15 protein-coding genes are annotated in these 18,361 nt (G+C 57.9%); all 15 read left to right on the top strand.

All coding sequences use genetic code 11. The annotated features are described in order from the left end of the window. The first annotated feature begins 269 nt into the window (after positions 1 to 269). The 15 genes from C7434_RS08130 (at position 270) to C7434_RS08060 (ending at position 18,359) form a co-directional block, all read left to right on the top strand. Positions 270 to 1,739, top strand: a complete 1,470-nt coding sequence (locus C7434_RS08130) for an aldehyde dehydrogenase family protein (RefSeq protein ID WP_133745339.1) — start codon at positions 270 to 272, stop codon at positions 1,737 to 1,739. Between the two features lie 32 nt (positions 1,740 to 1,771). Then, a complete protein-coding gene (locus C7434_RS08125; RefSeq protein ID WP_039338052.1) occupies positions 1,772 to 2,440 on the top strand; it encodes a haloacid dehalogenase type II in 669 nt (222 codons plus the stop codon). A gap of 10 nt (positions 2,441 to 2,450) precedes the next feature. Then, positions 2,451 to 3,728 (top strand): FAD-binding oxidoreductase, encoded by a 1,278-nt coding sequence (locus tag C7434_RS08120; RefSeq protein ID WP_006119656.1) that lies wholly within the window; start codon positions 2,451 to 2,453, stop codon positions 3,726 to 3,728. 151 nt (positions 3,729 to 3,879) lie between these two features. Continuing rightward, a complete protein-coding gene (locus tag C7434_RS08115) occupies positions 3,880 to 5,487 on the top strand; it encodes an ABC transporter substrate-binding protein (RefSeq protein ID WP_133745338.1) in 1,608 nt (535 codons plus the stop codon). 27 nt (positions 5,488 to 5,514) lie between these two features. After that, positions 5,515 to 6,468, top strand: a complete 954-nt coding sequence (locus C7434_RS08110; protein WP_133745337.1) for an ABC transporter permease — start codon at positions 5,515 to 5,517, stop codon at positions 6,466 to 6,468. Further along, complete coding sequence (locus C7434_RS08105) at positions 6,468 to 7,316, top strand: ABC transporter permease (RefSeq protein ID WP_006119653.1); 849 nt, start codon at positions 6,468 to 6,470, stop codon at positions 7,314 to 7,316. The genes C7434_RS08110 and C7434_RS08105 overlap by 1 nt, the downstream gene beginning before the upstream one ends. Continuing rightward, positions 7,313 to 8,977, top strand: coding sequence for an ABC transporter ATP-binding protein (locus C7434_RS08100; RefSeq protein ID WP_133745336.1), 1,665 nt, complete (start codon positions 7,313 to 7,315; stop codon positions 8,975 to 8,977). The genes C7434_RS08105 and C7434_RS08100 overlap by 4 nt, the downstream gene beginning before the upstream one ends. An 83-nt stretch (positions 8,978 to 9,060) precedes the next feature. Continuing rightward, positions 9,061 to 10,392, top strand: a complete 1,332-nt coding sequence (locus tag C7434_RS08095; protein ID WP_133745335.1) for an FAD-binding oxidoreductase — start codon at positions 9,061 to 9,063, stop codon at positions 10,390 to 10,392. A gap of 10 nt (positions 10,393 to 10,402) precedes the next feature. Continuing rightward, on the top strand, positions 10,403 to 11,245 hold the full coding sequence (locus tag C7434_RS08090; RefSeq protein WP_133745334.1) for a GNAT family N-acetyltransferase: 843 nt from the start codon (positions 10,403 to 10,405) through the stop codon (positions 11,243 to 11,245). Further along, entirely contained in the window at positions 11,245 to 12,171 is a 927-nt protein-coding gene (locus C7434_RS08085; RefSeq protein WP_133745333.1) for a glyoxylate/hydroxypyruvate reductase A, read from the top strand. Before C7434_RS08090 ends, C7434_RS08085 begins: the two co-directional genes overlap by 1 nt. Before the next feature lies 1 nt (position 12,172). Further along, a complete protein-coding gene (locus tag C7434_RS08080) occupies positions 12,173 to 13,306 on the top strand; it encodes a M20 aminoacylase family protein (protein ID WP_133745332.1) in 1,134 nt (377 codons plus the stop codon). Between the two features lie 113 nt (positions 13,307 to 13,419). After that, positions 13,420 to 14,733: a 4-aminobutyrate--2-oxoglutarate transaminase gene (gabT, locus tag C7434_RS08075; RefSeq protein WP_033740353.1), complete on the top strand. Its 1,314-nt coding sequence runs from the start codon at positions 13,420 to 13,422 to the stop codon at positions 14,731 to 14,733. Positions 14,734 to 14,982: 249 nt separating this feature from the next. After that, on the top strand, positions 14,983 to 15,498 hold the full coding sequence (locus C7434_RS08070; RefSeq protein WP_033740352.1) for an Lrp/AsnC family transcriptional regulator: 516 nt from the start codon (positions 14,983 to 14,985) through the stop codon (positions 15,496 to 15,498). A 138-nt stretch (positions 15,499 to 15,636) separates the two neighbouring features. Next, positions 15,637 to 17,418 carry a thiamine pyrophosphate-requiring protein gene (locus tag C7434_RS08065; protein WP_058701626.1) on the top strand — a complete coding sequence of 594 codons (1,782 nt, stop codon included), beginning with the start codon at positions 15,637 to 15,639 and terminating at the stop codon, positions 17,416 to 17,418. Between the two features lie 98 nt (positions 17,419 to 17,516). Continuing rightward, the gene (locus C7434_RS08060) at positions 17,517 to 18,359 is read left to right on the top strand and encodes an oxidoreductase (protein WP_133745331.1); all 843 of its coding nucleotides are present in this window, start codon (positions 17,517 to 17,519) and stop codon (positions 18,357 to 18,359) included. The last annotated feature ends 2 nt before the right edge of the window (positions 18,360 to 18,361 follow it).

The following is an 18,361-nucleotide window of genomic DNA, read 5'->3' as shown; positions in this document are numbered from 1 at the left end:
TATTCTCCTTTTTAGTGCAAGTTTCATGCGCATTGCACCAAAGCAATGCGGCTTTTTTGTGAACTAAATCATCTGTTTAACCCTTCGGCAATTCCGCAATAAATCCTTCACGAATACGGCACAAAAATTTTTTTGGGCGGTTTTAAACGCATTTTTATTTTTTTAACGGCTGGCATACTTTCTGCATTACCTAATAAAGCGTGCCGAAAAGCATTGCCAGAAATTAATTCATCCAGCGTGTGATGGGTGTAACAAATAAGGATTCTTTCATGTTGAGTTTCGACCCGGAAAGCGTGCAACTCCCGCCTGGTCACTATATTGGCGGAAAACATGTACAGACCCAGGGCGACGCTTTTGCCGTTAAACGCCCGTCTGATGGCAAGGTGTTTGCCACGCTGCGCGAAGCCCAGGCAGAGGATGTTGACCATGCCGTCATGACGGCACATCAGGCATTGAAAACCAGCGGCTGGTCAGGATGTGCACCGCGTGAACGTGGTCGGGTATTGCGCCGCTGGGCAGACTTAATCGAACAGGATCCCCTGCTGGCGCAGCTTGAAGCCCTTGGCTCAACCCGTCCGATTACCGATGTCGTGCAACATGAAATTCCCTTTACTGCCGAAGCCATTCGCTTCTATGCCGAGTGCGCCGACAAATACAGCGGCGATCTGTTTCCGACACGCGACAGTAGCCTGGGCATGTTGATTGCGGAGCCCTATGGCGTTATCGGGGCGATCACGCCGTGGAACTTCCCGCTGTCCATGGCTTCATGGAAATGCGGACCTGCGCTGGCCGCAGGCAATGCGGTAGTGCTAAAACCCTCAGAGCTGACGCCGCTGTCCACCGTGCGTATGGCCGAGCTGGCGGTACAGGCCGGGTTACCGGCGGGCATTCTGAATATTGTGCAGGGCAGCGGTGCGGTGACCGGCAGCGCCCTGGTCAGGCATCCCCTGGTGCGCAAAGTCTCCTTTACCGGCTCCACTGTGACAGGCGCGCGCATTATGAGTGATGCGGCCCAGTTTGGCATGAAGCCCGTCACGCTGGAGTTAGGCGGCAAAAGCCCCCAACTGGTGTTTGATGATGCGGGCGAGATTGAGGTGCTGGCACAACGTATTCTGCGTGGCTTTACCGCCAACGGCGGCCAGGCCTGCGTTGCCGGGACGCGCCTGATTGTGCAGCGCGGTATTGCCGATGCGCTGACGGAACGGCTGGCGGCGCTGTGTCGTGAGGTCCGGCCTGGCGTGACCTGGCAGGAGACCAGCCGCTATGCCCCGCTGATTGATGCGCGTCAGGGCAACAAAGTGCAGTCCGTGATTGAGGCGGCGAAAGCCCTGGGCGCAGACGTGCTGGTGGGCGGTGACCGCTTCGCGGATACCGACGAGGGCTGGTTCTGGCAACCTACGCTGCTGACGCAGGTGAAACAGGATAATCCGGCAGTGCAGCAGGAAATCTTCGGGCCTGTGCTGACAATTCAGACGTTCGACAGCGAAGACGAAGGGCTGGGGCTGGCGGCACATGAGACCTATGGCCTGTGCGCCGGGGTGCACACGCTGAGCCTGCCACGTGCGATGCGTGCGATACGGGGAATCGCTTCCGGCACGGTATGGGTCAACCGCTACGGGCGGTCCGGCGATTTCATTATTCCTACCGGAGGGTTCATGGGGTCCGGTATCGGCAAAGATTTGGGTCGTCAGGCGTTCCAGGCCTGCCAGCGCCAGAAAAGCGTCCTTATCGATTTTTAAGCACCTAACCAGACAATAACGAGGTTAATGTAATGGCACTGTTTAAACCCAAATTCATCACGTTTGATTGCTATGGCACGCTGATCTTTTTTGATATGGCCGGTGCGGCAAAACGCTGTTTTCACGATCGCGTTGACGCGAAAGACATGGCGGCCTTTGTGACCGACTTTTCAAGCTACCGCCTGGACGAAGTGCTGGGCGCGTGGAAACCCTATTACGATGTGGTCAGCAATGCGATTCAGCGCACCTGTAAAAAGTGGGGCGTGACATGGACGCAGGCAGACAGCGATTACATTTACACCGACTGCGCCACCTGGGGACCGCATCCGGATGTACCTGCCGGGTTAGCTAAAGTGGCGGAAGCCTTCCCGTTGGTGCTGCTGACCAATTCAATGAAGGATCTGATTCCGCACCATATTCCTCGTCTGGGTGCGCCCATCCACATGACGATTACCGCAGAAGAAGCGGGCGCGTATAAACCGCAGATGAAAGGCTTTGAATACATGCTGGAGAAACTGGACTGCCGTCCGGATGAAATTCTGCATGTCTCCTCCAGTTTCCGCTATGACCTGATGACGGCGCACGATCTTGGCATTAAACACAAGGTCTGGGTCAACCGTGGCCACGAACCGGCTAACCCCTATTACCAATACACCGAAATCAAAGACATTGGCGGCCTGCCCGGCGTCGTGGGTCTGTGAGGACAGCGTCATGAAACTGGAATCGTACTGGCAGGCGACCGCACCGGCGTTTCGCGCGGCCGCCAGCGGTCCGTTACCCGCCCATGCGGATGTGGTGGTGATCGGGGCGGGCTTTACCGGTGTTTCGGCGGCCTTATCGCTGGCGCGCAGTGGGATCAATGTGGTGGTGCTGGACAGCGGGGAGGTGATGAGTCAGGCCTCCGCCCGTAATGGCGGTCACTGCAACACCGGCGTGGCACAAAACTTTGCTTCACTGGTGGCCAGCCAGGGGCTTGAGCAGGCCAGTCGGTTCTATAAGGCATTCGATGATGCCGTGACCTATGTCGGGCAGTTGATTAAAGACGAGCAGATTGACTGTGACTTTCGTCTGTGCGGCAAGCTCAAACTGGCCAGTAAGGCGTCGCACTTCTCCGGCCTGCGTGAGGCCTGGGAACTGATGCGCCGTACGGTGGATCCGGAGGTGGAGCTGCTCAGTCAGTCAGAGATTGCGCAGGAGATCGACGGCGGCGATTTCCATGGCGGCCTGCTACAGCATCACGGCGGCCAGATGCACATGGGCAAATTTGGCGTCGGCCTGGCCGAAGTCGCGGCCCGCAGTGGGGCAAAAATTTATACGCACCATCACGTTACGAAGCTGGAACGGCTTGACGGCTACCGCCATCGGGTGGTGACCAGCAAAGGTGACATTCTGGCCGATAAAGTGCTGATGGCGACGGGCTGTTCGAGTGACGGTCCGTTCCCGTGGTTCCAGCGCCGTATTGTGCCGGTAGGCAGCTTTATCGTGGTGACCGAGCCGCTGGATACGGCGCTGCTTACCGGCTTGCTGCCGCATAAACGTAACTATGTGACCTCCATGAACATCGGCAACTACTTCCGGACCACCGCGGACAGCCGTCTGGTGTTCGGTGGCCGGGCACGCTTCGCCATCAGTAACCCAACGTCGGACTCCCGCAGCGGGGACATCCTGCACGCCGCTATGGCCAGTATGTTCCCCAGACTGCGCCATACGCAGATCGACTACTGCTGGGGCGGCATGGTGGATATGAGCGCCGATCGCCTGCCGCACGCAGGCGAACAGGACGGTGTGTTTTACTCGCTGGGTTACAGCGGGCATGGCACGCAGATGTCGGTATGGATGGGCCGGGTCATGGCCGATCTGTTGAGTGAGAAATCCCGCGATAACCCCTGGCAGCGCGAGACATGGCCTGCACTGCCGGGTTATCACGGAAAACCGTGGTTCCTGCCTCTCGCCGGGCTCTACTACAAAGCAAAGGATCGCCTTTCATAACTTCACATTGTTTTTCAGGCCGCCGGGGCATTGTCGGGTCGAAACATCATGACCGGATCATCGCCTTCGCGGTGCGCGCCACACAGCATGTGCCGTCTGATTAACGCAGGGAATTTCACCGTTCGCTTGAAAATGTAATGAGGGTGTACAGATGAGTAAAATTGATAATAAAGAATCTGACGTAACCAATCCTGCTCTGACGCGGATGATCACTGAAGGTACGCTGTCCCGCCGCAGTCTGATGAAATTGCTTTCAGCCGGGGCCGCGATGAGCACCGGGCTGATCGGCTTCCCTGGCATGGCGCTGGCAGAGGAGAAACCGAATCAGGGCGGCAAAATCCGTGTGGGCATGTCCAATGCGTCGGCGACTGACACGCTGGACCCGGCGAAAGGCAATAACAGCGCCGACTTTACGCGCCAGTTTATGTTCTACAGCGGTCTGACAGAGGTGGATAAAACCCTGACGGTGAAACCTGCGCTGGCGGAATCCATCGACTCTGACGATGGCGTCACCTGGAGCATTAAGCTGCGTAAAGGCGTGACCTTCCATGATGGTAAGCCGTTTACGTCCAAAGACGTGGTTTATTCACTGAGCCGCCATAAAGATCCGGCCGTCGCGTCCAGCGCTTTCAAGCTGGCTGAGCAGTTCAAAACCATCAACGCCGTCAACGACAATGAAGTGCAGCTTATTCTGGTGGCACCTAACTTTGACGTTCCTTACATGCTCGCAACGTCGCCCTTCCTGATCGTGCAGGACGGCACCAAAGATTTCAGCAAAGGTATCGGCACAGGGCCGTTTGTCTGCAAAAGCTTTACGCCTGGCGTCAGTACGCTTGGCACGAAAAATCCCAACTATTTTAAACCGGGGCTGCCGCATCTGGACCAGGTGGAGCTGCTCGGCGTGACCGATCAGGCGGCCCGCGTCAATGCTCTGTTATCAGGCGATATTCAGGTGGCTTCAGGGCTGAAAGCCTCGGACAGTATGCGCATCAGCCGTACACCGGATCATGCGGTGCTTGAAACCAAGGGCGGCATGTACACCAACCTGATTATCCGCACCGACATTAAACCCGGCAGTAATCCGGATTTCGTGCTGGCGATGAAATATCTGCAACCCCGAGAGATCGTGGTGAAAACCGTGTTGCAGGGCTTTGGCGACGTCAGCAACGACACGCCGGTGCCGCCGTGGCACCCGCTGTACAACGCCGATCTCAAACCCCGTCCGTTGGATCCGGAAAAAGCGAAGTTTTATATCAACAAAGCCGGCATGAGCGGGCAAACCATTGAGATTGTGACAACGCCGCCGCTGGAAGGCGCAACCGAAGGCGCGCAGCTGATTCAGCAGGTAGGTCGCAATGTCGGACTGAACGTCAACGTGCGTCGTGTGCCGTATGAAGGCTACTGGGGCACCCACTGGATGAAAGATCCCATTGGTTACGGCTCCATCAACCCGCGGCCAACACTGGATATGCTGTTCTCACAGTTTTATCTCTCCAGCGCACCGAATAACGAATGCGGCTGGAAAAATGAACAGTTCGATCAGCTGGTGATTGCGGCGCGTGGCGAACGTGATAAAGCCAAACGCAAGCAGATGTACGGCGATATGCAAACCCTGATCTATGACCACTGCGGCACGCTGATTCCTGCCTTTATCAGCTCGATGGATGGTTACAGCAAAAAGCTGAAAGGGCTGGAAGCTTGGCCGTCAGGCATGTTGATGGGCTATCGCTTCCACGAGTTTGCCTGGCTGTCTGCCTGATCACGCGTCTGTAAGAGGAGTTCGCCGATGAACCGATACATGATGTTCCTGATTGCCCGGCGCATGGGCGCCGGCATCCTGACCTTGCTTATCGTCTCAGCGGTGGTGTTCTTTATCACCAGCCTGCTGCCGGGCGATGCGGCGCAAATGATCCTGGGGCAAAACGCCACACCCGAAACCGTGGCGGCCCTGCGTCAGCAACTGGGCTTAGATCAGCCGCTGCTGGTGCGCTATTTCACCTGGCTCGGCGGCATGCTGACAGGGAATTTTGGCACCTCATTTGCCAGTCATCTGCCGGTGGCACAGCTGGTGGCACAGCGGCTTCCGGCCACGTTTGAACTGGCGGCGACCACCACCGCCATCTGCGTGCCGCTTGCGCTGATTATCGGTATTGCCGCTGCGATGAACCGCGGCTCGAAGCTGGATCGCGCGCTGGTGATTGGCACTATGGCTACGGTAGCCGTACCGGAATTTCTGGTAGCGACCGTAGCGGTGCTGATCTTCGCCGTGAAGCTGCACTGGGTCTCGGCTATGTCACTGGGCAGTCCCAACATGGATTTCGCCAGCTATATAAAAGCCTATGCATTGCCGGTCATCACGCTATGTTGCGGCCTGGTCGCCCAGATGGCGCGCATGACGCGTGCGGCCATCATTAACCAGCTCGACAGCCCGTATCTGGAAATGGCGTTGCTGAAAGGCGTTTCCCCGATGCGCGCCGTGTTGCGTCATGCCTTACCTAACGCCGTTGGCCCGATTGCAAACGCGATTTCCCTCAGCCTTTCTTATCTGTTTGGTGGCGTCATCATCATTGAAACCATCTTCAGCTATCCCGGTCTGGCCAGCCAGATGGTGGATGCGGTCAGTAACCGCGATCTGCCCGTCGTGCAGCTCTGCGTCATGCTGTTTGCCGGCTGTTATCTGTTGCTGCTGCTGGCTGCGGATATTGTCACTATCGCCTTTAACCCGAAATGGAGGAGCTGATGAAACTTCTGCTTCCCTGGCGCATTTTTCAGTCACTGTCGTTATCAGGTCGCCTGGGCCTGATCGTGACCCTGTTCTGGCTGGTCATCGCGCTGTTTGGCACCTGGTGGGCACCGCACAGCCTCGACGATATTGGTTCCGGGCCGCTGATGGGCGGATTCACCCCCGAAAACCTGTTGGGCACCGATTATCTGGGGCGGGATATGCTCACGCGCATTATGTACGGCGCGAAATTCTCGCTGGGCCTGGCACTCGGCGCGGCCATTCTGGCCAGCCTGATTGGGACGATGCTGGCCTTAATCGCGGCGGTCACCGGACGCTGGTTGGAAGAGCTGCTGGGTCGCATTAACGACGCGATGCTGGTGCTGCCGGGTAAAATTCTGGCGCTGATGATTGTGGCGGTATTTGGTTCTTCACTGCCGATGCTGCTGATCACGGCGGTGTTCACCTACTGGCCGGGCGCCTTCCGCATTGCGTTTGCGCTGGCCAGTAGTTTGCGCAATATGGATTACGTCCGCGCCTCCCGGCTGCGGGGCGAAAGCCGCTGGTACATCGCCATCCACGATATTCTGCCGAACATGGTTCATCCGGTGCTGGCCGATTTTGGTCTGCGCTTTGTGTACATCGTCCTGCTGCTGAGCGGCCTGAGCTTCCTGGGGTTGGGCGTCCAGCCGCCGTATGCCGACTGGGGCACCTTAGTCCGCGAAAATATTCAGGGGCTGTTTGACGGTTCGCCGGCGGTGTTGATGCCCGCCCTGGCGATTGCCAGTCTTACTATCGCCGTAAACCTGTTTATTGACAGTCTGCAAAGCATGCGTCCGCTGACGCTGGCAAAGGAGGGGGCATGAACGTGACACCACATACGGCGATGCCTGTGATTTCGGTGGATAAGCTGCGCGTAACGGCGCACAACGACAATGGCGATGAGCTGGATATCGTCTCCGATATTCGCTTCACCGTGCAGAAGGGGGAAGTCCTGGCGCTGATTGGTGAATCCGGCTCGGGGAAAACCACCATCGCAATGGCGCTGATGGGCTATGCCCGCCACGGTTGTAAGATCGCCGAGGGAAATATCCACGTCGCGGGCACCAACGTCATGGCACTGACGCCTGCCGAACTTCGCTTTTTCCGCGGAAATAAGGTCGCCTATATTGCGCAAAGTGCGGCGGCCTCGTTTAACCCCGGCATGAAAATTATCGACCAGGTGATCGAGCCAGTGGTGATTCACGGCACGATGACGCGCAAGGCGGCAAAAGCCAAAGCGCTGGGCCTGTTTCGGGAGCTGGCGCTGCCGAATCCGGACACCATTGGCGATCGCTTTCCGCATCAGGTTTCAGGCGGACAGCTGCAGCGCTTAATGACGGCCATGGCGCTGATTAGCGATCCGGAGGTGGTGATTCTTGATGAGCCCACTACCGCGCTGGATGTCACCACGCAGGTCGAAGTGCTCAAAGCCTTCCGCCGCGTGGTCAAACAGCGTGGCGTGACGGCGATTTATGTCAGCCACGATCTGGCCGTCGTTGCACAAATGGCCGACCGTATTCTGGTTTTGCTGCAGGGAAAAATTGCCGAATACGGCACCACGGCCCATCTGATAGGCGCACCGCAGTCGGACTATACGCGCCTGCTGATGGCGGCGGCGCAACAGAAAGAACGCCCCAGCAACTGGTGCCCGGCAAAGGCGAATGAGCTGCCGCTGCTGGAAGTACGCGACCTGTCTGCGGGTTACGGACCCAAAGGCAGTGATGGCTTGCCCAAAGTGCGCATTCTGGAAAACATCAATCTTACGCTCTGGAAAGGCCAAGCCATCGGCATTATCGGTGAGTCCGGCTCGGGCAAAACCACGCTGGCTCATGCTATCGCCGGCCTGAACCCGGCCTGTCAGGGGCAAATCCTGTTTAACGGTCACATGGTGGCCGGTCAGATGCAAAAGCGCACGGATAACGAACTGCGTCGTATTCAGTATGTTTTCCAGATGGCGGATACGGCGCTCAATCCTGCACACAGTGTGGAACAAATTCTGTTACGCCCGCTGACGCTGTTTCATGGGCTGAGCGGCATCGCCCGGCAGAACCGGCTGTATCAACTGCTGGATTTGGTCAGGCTGCCACGTACCGTGCTCTCGCGCCGTCCCTGGTCGCTGTCCGGTGGACAAAAGCAGCGCGTGAACCTGGCGCGCGCGCTGGCGGCAGAGCCGGATGTCATTCTGTGCGATGAGGTAACCTCGGCGCTCGATACCGTGGTGGCCTCGGCGGTACTGGATCTGATCAGTGAGCTGCGCCGTGAACTGGGGCTGTCTGTCATCTTTATCAGCCACGATATGCACGCCGTCAGAGCGGTGTGCGATGAGATCGTCGTCATGCGCAATGGCGCTATCGTCACCCAACTGGCGCGGGAAAATTACGAGCAGCCGACCCGCGAGCTCTATTTTGAACGCCTGAAACGTGCCGTGCCTGAACTCCGTCAGGGCTGGCTCGACGAGCACGAAGAGATCCTGAAAGCCGAATAACCGGTAAACAAGCGCCCCCTATTCCGGGGCAGGGCAGCACGCCATTGCCATGTTGCCCCAACACACGACGAGGTTGTGACGACATGCCCGCACCGATTCGATATGTACAGGACAGCCCGGATTTCCCGAATGCTGCTGATGTGGTGGTGATAGGTGCCGGTATCGCCGGTGCAGCCGCAACCTGGTATCTGGCAAAGCAGGGCCTGAAAGTGGTGCTGATAGAAAAAGGCCTGGTCGGGGCCGAACAGTCCAGCCGCAACTGGGGCTGGTGCCGCCAGCAGAATCGCGACGAGCGTGAACTGCCACTGGTGATTGAAGCCCTGCGCGGCTGGGAACAACTGAGCCAGGAAACCGGGGAAGAACTGGGGTTTCGCCGCAGCGGCCTGGTGTATGCCACCCGCAATGAAGCGGATATTGCCGCCTGGGATAAGTGGGGACAGATGGCGAAGCAGTACGGCGTACGCAGCGATATTCTGAATGCCCGGCAGGCTAAAGCGATGACGCCGGGCAGTTCCACTGACTGGCTGGGCGGCGTATCAGCGCCTACGGACGGTGCTGCTGAGCCGCGACTCGCCGCCCCCGGCATTGTCATAGGGGCGCAGAAAAACGGGGCGCAGGTTTTCCAGCAGTGTGCCGTGCGCGGGCTGGATATCACGGCGGGCTGTGTCAGCGGCGTCGTTACGGAACGCGGCCTGATCAAGACCAGCCGTGTGATCTGTGCTGCCGGGGCATGGACCTCAATGTTTTGCCGTCGTCACGGACTCGATCTGCCGCTTGGCAATGTGATTGGCACCGCGTTTCGCACTCAGCCCATTCGGCAGGCCATTACCGTGCCGTTTTATACCGAACGTTTCGCCTGTCGCCCACAACTGGACGGCAGCTATACGGTTTCCGTCTCCGGCCGCGGCAGACTGGAGCCCGGCGCGCAGGGGCTGCGCTATCTGAAGCAGTTTTATCCCACATTCAAAAGTCGTCGTAAAAACCTTACCCTGAACCTGGGGATTAAACCGTTTTTCCATGGGCCTGAAGCCATGGGCCGCTGGGATCTGGATAGCGTTTCGCCGTTTGAGCGTATGCGTATTCTCGATCCGGTCGCCGATCGCTCGGTGGTGGAAAACGGCCTGGCAGCGATGCGCCGGGAGTTTCCTGCCCTGGCCAACCTGAAGGTTGCTCAGGCCTGGGGCGGCATGATTGACAGCACCCCGGATGCGATTCCGGTCATCTCCACCGTGGCAAAACTGCCCGGTCTGGTGCTGTCGGCGGGCTTCAGCGCCCACGGTTTTGGCATTGGCCCCGGTGCGGGCCGCCTTGCCGCCGAGCTGGCAACTGACGCCACGCCGGTTGTCGATCCGACACCTTATCGCTACAGCCGTTTCACTGACGGCAGCGCACTTGATGCACCTGGCATGATGTAAGGAAAGCAAAATGACATTTCATATTCGTACCATGACCTCAGACGATATCCCGCAGGTTCACGCCATGAGCCAGGCACTTAACTGGCCGCACCGTCGCGAGGACTGGGCGATCGGCATCCAGCTTGGCGAAGGCGTAGTGCTCGAAGAGCAGGGCGAGGTCATCGGCAGCGCGATTCTGTGGCGCTGGGGTGACGAGGCCGCCACCATTGGCCTGGTCATTGTGGCCAATCAGCATCAGGGCCGGGGACTGGGCAAGCAGCTGATGCTGGCGCTGCTGGAAAAAGTCCCCGGCTATAACGTACGTCTGCACGCCACCGACATGGGCAAGGGCCTTTACGAGAAACTGGGTTTTGTGGCCTGCGGCAACATTCTCCAGTACCAAACGCCATCGCTGAGCAGCGTGCCGGCCGTGCCCATCCCGGCGGGGTTAACTCTGTCTGCCGCAACCGCCGACGACCAGGACAGGCTGGTGCAGATGGACCAGGCGGCGCATGGGCTGTACCGCCCTGAACTTATTGCGCATCTTATTAACGATAACCAGACCGTTATTTTGCAGGACGACGCACAACAGGCGCGCGGGTTTGCCAGCCTGCGCCGTTTTGGCCGCGGCTGGGTGATCGGACCGGTGATCGCGGACAGTTTACCGGTGGCACAGGCACTGACCGCCGCGTTAATGCAGGGCCTGAAAGGGGAATATCTGCGCATGGACACCGACGCCGCGCTGCCGATGGCCAGCTGGCTTGAAAGTCTTGGACTGGCCAATGTGGATGCCCCGGTCACCATGGTACGTGGCCAGGTGTGGACACCACAGGGCATGCAGGCGTTTGGCTTAATGACCCAGGCGATGGCCTGATGCATATCGTGTACAAATCGGAGCCCCAGCGTGGCCTTTACTGGCAGCGCTGGCTGGCGGCGCATGCGCCGGATATCCACTTACATCTCTGGCCCGAAACGGGTGAGCCGGAGCAGGTAGAGGCGGTGATCGCGTGGGTGCCGCCGGACGATGTGACCCGCCGGTTTCCCAACCTGAAAATTCTGTTTTCTGTCGGTGCCGGGGCGGAACAGTTCGATCTGTCCGCGCTTCCTGCGCACCTGCCGTTAGTGAGGATGATTGAACCCGGGCTGACGCAGGGCATGGTGGAATACATTACCTTCGCCGTGCTGGGACTGCATCGCGATATGCCGCGCTATTTCCAGCAACAGCGTGTGCAGCAGTGGCAGGCGCATTCAGCCGTGCCCGCCAGCGAACGGCGCGTAGGGATCATGGGACTCGGCGAACTGGGGCGCGCCGCACTGACCCAGCTTCAGACATTAGGCTTTGACTGCGGCGGCTGGAGCCGGACGCCCCATCAGATACCGGGCGCAGCCTGCTGGCACGGTGACGCGCAGCTGCCCGCGTTTCTGGCACGCAGCGACATTCTGGTGTGCCTGTTACCACTGACGCCCAGCACAGAGGGCCTGCTCAATGCCAGACTGTTCAGCCAGTTGCCCGCCGGGGCCGCGCTGGTGCAGGCCGGACGCGGACCGCAGCTTAACGAACAGGATTTGCTGACCGCGCTGGACAGCGGTCAGTTACGGGCCGCTGTGATTGACGTAACGGAGCCGGAACCGCTCCCTGCCGGTCATGCGTTCTGGACCCATCCCGCCATCTGGCTCACGCCCCATATTGCCAGTCGCACACAAAACGACAGCGCGGTGAGCGCACTGGTGGCCAACCTGCGGCGTTTTCAGCGCGGTGAGCCGCTGCACGGCGTTATCGATCGTTCACGAGGATATTAAGATGGATCATTTAGTGGCGTTGCGCCGGGATCTGCACCGTAACCCGGAGCTGGGATTTCAGGAGCAGCGTACCAGCGACATTGTTGCCCGCTTTTTACACGATCTGGGCATTGAAGTGCATCGTGGCATCGGTAAAACCGGCGTCGTGGGCATACTGAAGAAAGGCACAAATTCGCGCATGATTGGGTTGCGTGCCGATATGGATGCGCTTCCTGTGCAGGATAAAGGCGAGGTCGCCTGGACCAGCCTGCAACAAAACCGCAGCCACGCCTGTGGTCATGATGGCCACACGACCATGTTGCTGGGCGCAGCGGAGAAACTGGCGCGTGACGTTGCGTTTGACGGTACGGTGTGTTTTATCTTTCAACCGGCAGAAGAGGGGCTGGCGGGCGCGAAGGCTATGATCGACGATGGCCTGTTTGAACGCTTTCCCTGCGATGCCGTGTATGCGCTGCATAACTGGCCCGAGCTGCCGCTTGGGGAGATTCAAACCCGTCCGGGGCCGATTATGGCGGCAGCCGACCGTTTTGATATCACCATCAAAGGCGCAGGCGGGCATGCTGCCCAGCCTCATCTGACCCATGACACGCTGCTGGCGCTGAGCGAGCTGGTGGTCCAGCTCAACACGCTGGTGCCACGGGCACTCGATCCCTGCGAACCGGCTCTGCTGACCGTGACGCGCATGCAGGGCGGTTTCTCCCACAATATGATCCCTGCGGAAGCCAACATCACCGGTACGGTGCGCACCTTTAATCCCGCGGCGCAGGACATCATCGAATCACGCCTGCGGCAGATGGCAGAACACATCGCGGCCGCGCACGGCTTACAGGCTGAGGTGAACTATCTGCGCTATTACCCGGCCACGATCAACAGTGATGCGGAAGCGACTCAGGCACTCGCCGCCCTGCAGGCCGCAGGTATGCAGGCACGCCTCGCGGCTCAGCCCGCGCTTACCTCAGAAGATTTTGCTTTTATGTTGCAGGCCAAACCCGGCGCCTATCTGTGGATCGGCTCCGCGCCCTGCAAGCCGCTGCACCATGCGGCCTATGACTTTAACGACGCGTTGATACCGCATGGAATACGGGCATTTATCACGCTGGCCTGCCACGGGCTGGGGGCAACATTTCCTTGCTGAAACCTGTGGGATTTTAACACTTAATGCCGCTACTGGCGGAATTACGGCACCGTCATCGCTCAACAGATTGCGATACTTAAGCCAACCGAACACGACGTGGATGAGGTAGAGAAATGCAGAATGTCCTGGCAGAACAGCAAACTTATTCGGATAACAGCCTGTTGCTGGATGTCCGAGAACACCATGTGCCGCGTGGCATCGTTACCGCACATCCGCTGGTGATCGAACGCGCGAAAGGCAGCGAAGTATGGGATGTGGAAGGGAACCGCTATCTGGATTTCGTGGGCGGCATCGGCGTACTGAACGTCGGTCATAACCATCCTGCGGTCGTTAATGCCGTGACCCGTCAGCTCGGCCTGGTGTCGCATGCCTGTTTTCAGGTTGTGGCCTATCCTGGCTATATCGAACTGGCACAGCGCCTCAATAAGCTGGTCGGCGGTGAAGATCATTATAAAAGTGTTTTCTTCACCAGCGGCGCAGAAGCCGTCGAGAATGCGGTAAAAATTGCGCGTGCTTATACGCAACGTCCCGGCATTATCGCCTTTGACGGGGCGTTCCACGGTCGTACCTTGCTGGGTGTCACGCTGACCGGCATGTCTGCGCCGTACAAACAGAATTTCGGTCCGTTCCCGAGTGATGTGTATCGTCTGCCGTTCCCGAATCCGTTGCACGGTGTCACGGAGGCCGACTGTCTGAAGGCGCTGGAGCAGCTGTTTGCGGTGCAGATTCTGCCGGAGCGCGTGGCCGCCATTATCATTGAACCGGTGCAGGGCGATGGCGGCTTCTTACCGGCCGGTCCTGCGTTTATGCAGGCCCTGCGCCGCATTACCACCCAGCACGGCATTGTGTTGATCTGTGATGAAATCCAGAGCGGCTTTGGCCGTACCGGCACCATGTTTGCCTTCCAGCAACTTGGCATCAAACCGGATTTGGTCACGACGGCGAAGAGTCTGGCGGGCGGGTTGCCGATTTCGGGCGTGGTAGGTAAAGCCGAGATCATGGACAGCCCGGCGCCGGGCGGACTGGGCGGGACCTATGGCGGTAACGCGCTGGCCTGTGCGGCGGCCCTCGCGGTACTGGATATCTTTGAGCAGGAAAATTTGCTGGCGCGTTCTTGTCAGTTAGGTGAGCAACTGAATCAGCGTCTGCGTCAGCTGGCAGACAAGTATGCCTGTATTGGCGATGTGCGCGGCGTAGGTTTTATGCAGGCCGTTGAGATTCTGGATGTGGACACACACAAACCCGACAGTGCACTGACGCAAAAGATCCTCGACTGCGCCTGTCAGGAAGGGTTGCTGCTGATTAAATGTGGCTTGCATCGCAATACCATACGTTTCCTTGCACCGTTAGTGACCACCGATTCGCAACTTGAAGAGGCGCTGCATATTTTCGATATCGCGCTGGCGCGGGCAACCGGTCGTTTGTAACAGCACTGGCCCTCATTGACAAGGCAGCCACCCGGGATGCGGTCCACCAGGCCGCAACCGGGTGTCACGCTGGCGCATTTTTTGCAAAGCGTGATAAGCCCGGGATTTTTTGTGTTACAAAAAAGTAGCGCAGTTGTTATTTTAAAAGGCGTATTTTAAGGAGTAATAAAAGTGCGCTTTGCGCGAGTACACAGCGTATTTCTGGGTAGTCACGAACGTCCAGTACAGCGGTAAACAATGAGGGGTGCTATGAACGGCTTAATGAAACTCGATCGCATCGATATCAATATTCTGGTGCAACTACAAAAAGATGGCCGTATCAGCAACGTTAATCTCGCCGATGCCGTCGGGCTTTCCCCGAGCCCTTGCCTGCAACGCGTCAAGCGCCTGGAACAGGCGGGATTCATCACGGGCTATGAAGCGCACGTTAATCTCACCAAAATTACCGATTCCGTCACCGTCTTTACCGAAGTCACGCTTAACGGACACCGCCGCGAAGACTTTATGAAGTTTGAAGCTGCGATGCGTGATGTCGATGAGCTGATGGAGTGCCATCTGATTACCGGCGGTTACGATTACCTTCTGCGCTTTATCACCCGCAGTATTGAGCACTACCAGGACGTGATTGAGAAGATGCTCGATGCCCAAATCGGCATTGATAAATACTTCAGCTACATCGTGATCAAATCCCCGGTCATGAAAAGCAGTGTGCCCCTGCGCTCACTGATCGGCAAACATAACGCGATGGAATACGGAAGCCAGTAGCCCGCGCAGTAAGAACGCTTTTTCGCGATGACAGGTACGAATGCAACATCGCCTGGGCGCGAAACCCATCACTGACCGTTGATATTTTTTTGATCGACTACCCTTTAAGTCTGCACGGACTAAGAGGGGAAGGCGACCATGAGTACCAAAACCAGTGATTTTTTTGTCCAGCGTCTCAAGGCGTGGGGCGTTACGCGCATTTATGGCTATCCGGGCGATGGCATCAACGGTGTTTTAGGGGCCATTCAGCGTGCCAACGAACAGGGTGACGGCATTGAATTTATCCAGGTCCGTCACGAAGAAATGGCCGCCTTTATGGCCGCCGGACATGCCAAATTTACCGGCGAGCTTGGCGTTTGTCTGTCAACGGGCGGCCCGGGTGCGACACATCTTCTGACCGGGCTCTACGATGCCAAAATGGATCACGCACCGGTTCTCGCCATTGCCGGGCAGGCGGAAGCGACCGCTCGCGGTGCCAGTTATCAGCAGGAAATGAACCTTGACCGGATTTTTTCCGACGTGGCTAATTTTGTGCAGGAAGCCTCCGCGCCTGCGCAGGTCCGCCATCTGATTGACCGTGGCGTTCGTATTGCCATTGCACAGAATGGCGTGGCGGTGGTGATCGTCCCGAAAGATATTCAGGACGAAGCCTGGCAGGCGCCTCCGCACCTTCACGGGTTTACCCATTCTGGCAGCGGCTATCAGCGCCCCAAAGTTGTCCCTTACGACCATGATCTGCAACGTGCTGCGGAGGTGCTGAACAGCGGGAAAAAGGTCGCCATTCTTATTGGTTCTGGTGCCCGCGATGCGGCGACAGAAGTGGTGAAAGCGGCTAATCTGTTGGGCGCGGGCGTGGCAAAAGCGTTATTAGGTAAAGATGTGCTGCCGGATGATGCCCCTTTTGTAACCGGCGCTATTGGTTTACTTGGCACGGGGCCCTCCTGGGAAATGATGCAACACTGCGACACGCTGCTGATGATCGGTAGCGGCTTTCCCTGGACGGAATTTCTGCCGAAAGAAGGTCAGGCACGCGCAGTACAGATTGATATCGATCCTGCCATGCTGGGCCTGCGTTATCCTTGTGAAGTGAATCTGCACGGCGATGCCGCAGAAACGTTGCGTGCTTTGTTACCTTTGCTGGAGCACAAAACCGATCGTCGCTGGCAGGAGGATATTGCACGTCAGGTACAAGACTGGTGGACACTGATGGAAACGCGAGCGCATGCTCCTGCCAATCCCGTTAATCCGCAGCGTGTGGTATGGGAAATGTCGCCGCAACTGCCGGACGATGCCATTGTGACCTCCGATTCCGGCTCCTGTGCCAACTGGTTTGCGCGTGACTATCGTGTAAAACAGGGCCAGCGCGCCTCACTGTCCGGCGGCCTGGCCTGTATGGGGGCGGCGGTGCCCTACGCGATTGCGGCCAAATTTGCCCATCCGCACAAGCCGGTTGTGGCGCTGGTGGGAGACGGGGCGATGCAGATGAATAATATGGCTGAGCTGATCACCATTCAGAAATACTGGCAACAATGGGCCGATCCGCGCCTGATTGTTTGTGTATTCAATAATCAGGACCTCAATCAGGTGACCTGGGAACAGCGCGTGATGGAGGGTAATCCGCGCTTCGAAGCAACCCAGCAACTGCCGAACGTTAACTATGCTGAGTTCGCTGAATCCCTGGGATTGACAGGGATCTATGTGGATAATCCGGATGCGCTCGCAGGTGCATGGCAACGGGCGCTCAGCGCTGACCGGCCTGTACTGCTGGAGGTAAAAACCGATCCGGAAGTCGCACCTCTGCCGCCACATATCACGTTCAGTCAGGCCAAATCCTTTATGGCCTCCATGGTTAAAGGGGATCGTGGCGCGGTCCAGATTCTCAGTGACACGGCCAGCCAACTTTTTCATAAAAAGCAATAGCGGGTAAATTTTCACTCGCCCTGCGGCAAGACTCTGCTTGCTGCCGGCCATACGGATGTCCGGCAGCCCTTTGCTAAACCGATAACAGGAGCCTGATCATGGGAACAAACACACAACCGGTGTGGCTGATTTCTGGATGTTCAACGGGATTTGGCCGTGAACTGGCGCAGCAGACCATCGCCCGCGGATTCCGGGTGGTCGTAACTGCACGCCATCGATCAGCGATCGCCGATCTGGTTGACGGCCATCCGAACGCGATTGCGGTTGAACTGGATGTGACGCAACAACACAGTATTGATAAGGCGGTCAACAAAGCGCTTGAAACGTTCGGCACCCTTGACGTACTGGTCAATAATGCGGGTTACGGTTACCAAAGTTCCGTCGAAGAAGGGGAAGACAAGGCCATACGCGCGCAGTTTGATGCCAACGTTTTCGGTCTGTTTGCTCTGACGCGTGCGGTACTGCCGGCTATGCGCACCGCGCGACGGGGCCACATTATGAATATCACCTCCGTGGCAGGATTTATCGGCTTTGCCAGCTCAGGTTATTATGCTGCCAGTAAGCACGCCGTAGAGGGCTGGTCTGACTCGCTCGCCCAGGAGGTGGGTCCGTTAGGGATTCACGTGACCTGTATTGAACCCGGCCCGTTTCGTACCGACTGGGCAGGACGTTCCCTGCATCAGACCCCGAGCACCTTACCGGATTATGCCGAAACCGCTGCCGCCAGGATGAAGGCGACGGCGGCGTACAGCGGCACGCAGAAAGGTGACCCTGTTCGTGCGGCGAGCGCGATGATCGCCATTGCTGAACACCCTGAACCGCCGCGCCACGTGGTGATGGGAGCATGGGGTTATGAGGCGGTAACGGAAAAACTCAAAGCGCGACTGGCACAGGTAGAAGCCTGGAAACAGACATCATTATCAACCGATTTTCCTGATTAAAC

This window comes from Pantoea sp. PNA 14-12 (genome assembly GCF_004364735.1).
Lineage (GTDB): Bacteria > Pseudomonadota > Gammaproteobacteria > Enterobacterales > Enterobacteriaceae > Pantoea > Pantoea stewartii.
This window is presented reverse-complemented; position numbering and strand designations above follow the sequence as displayed.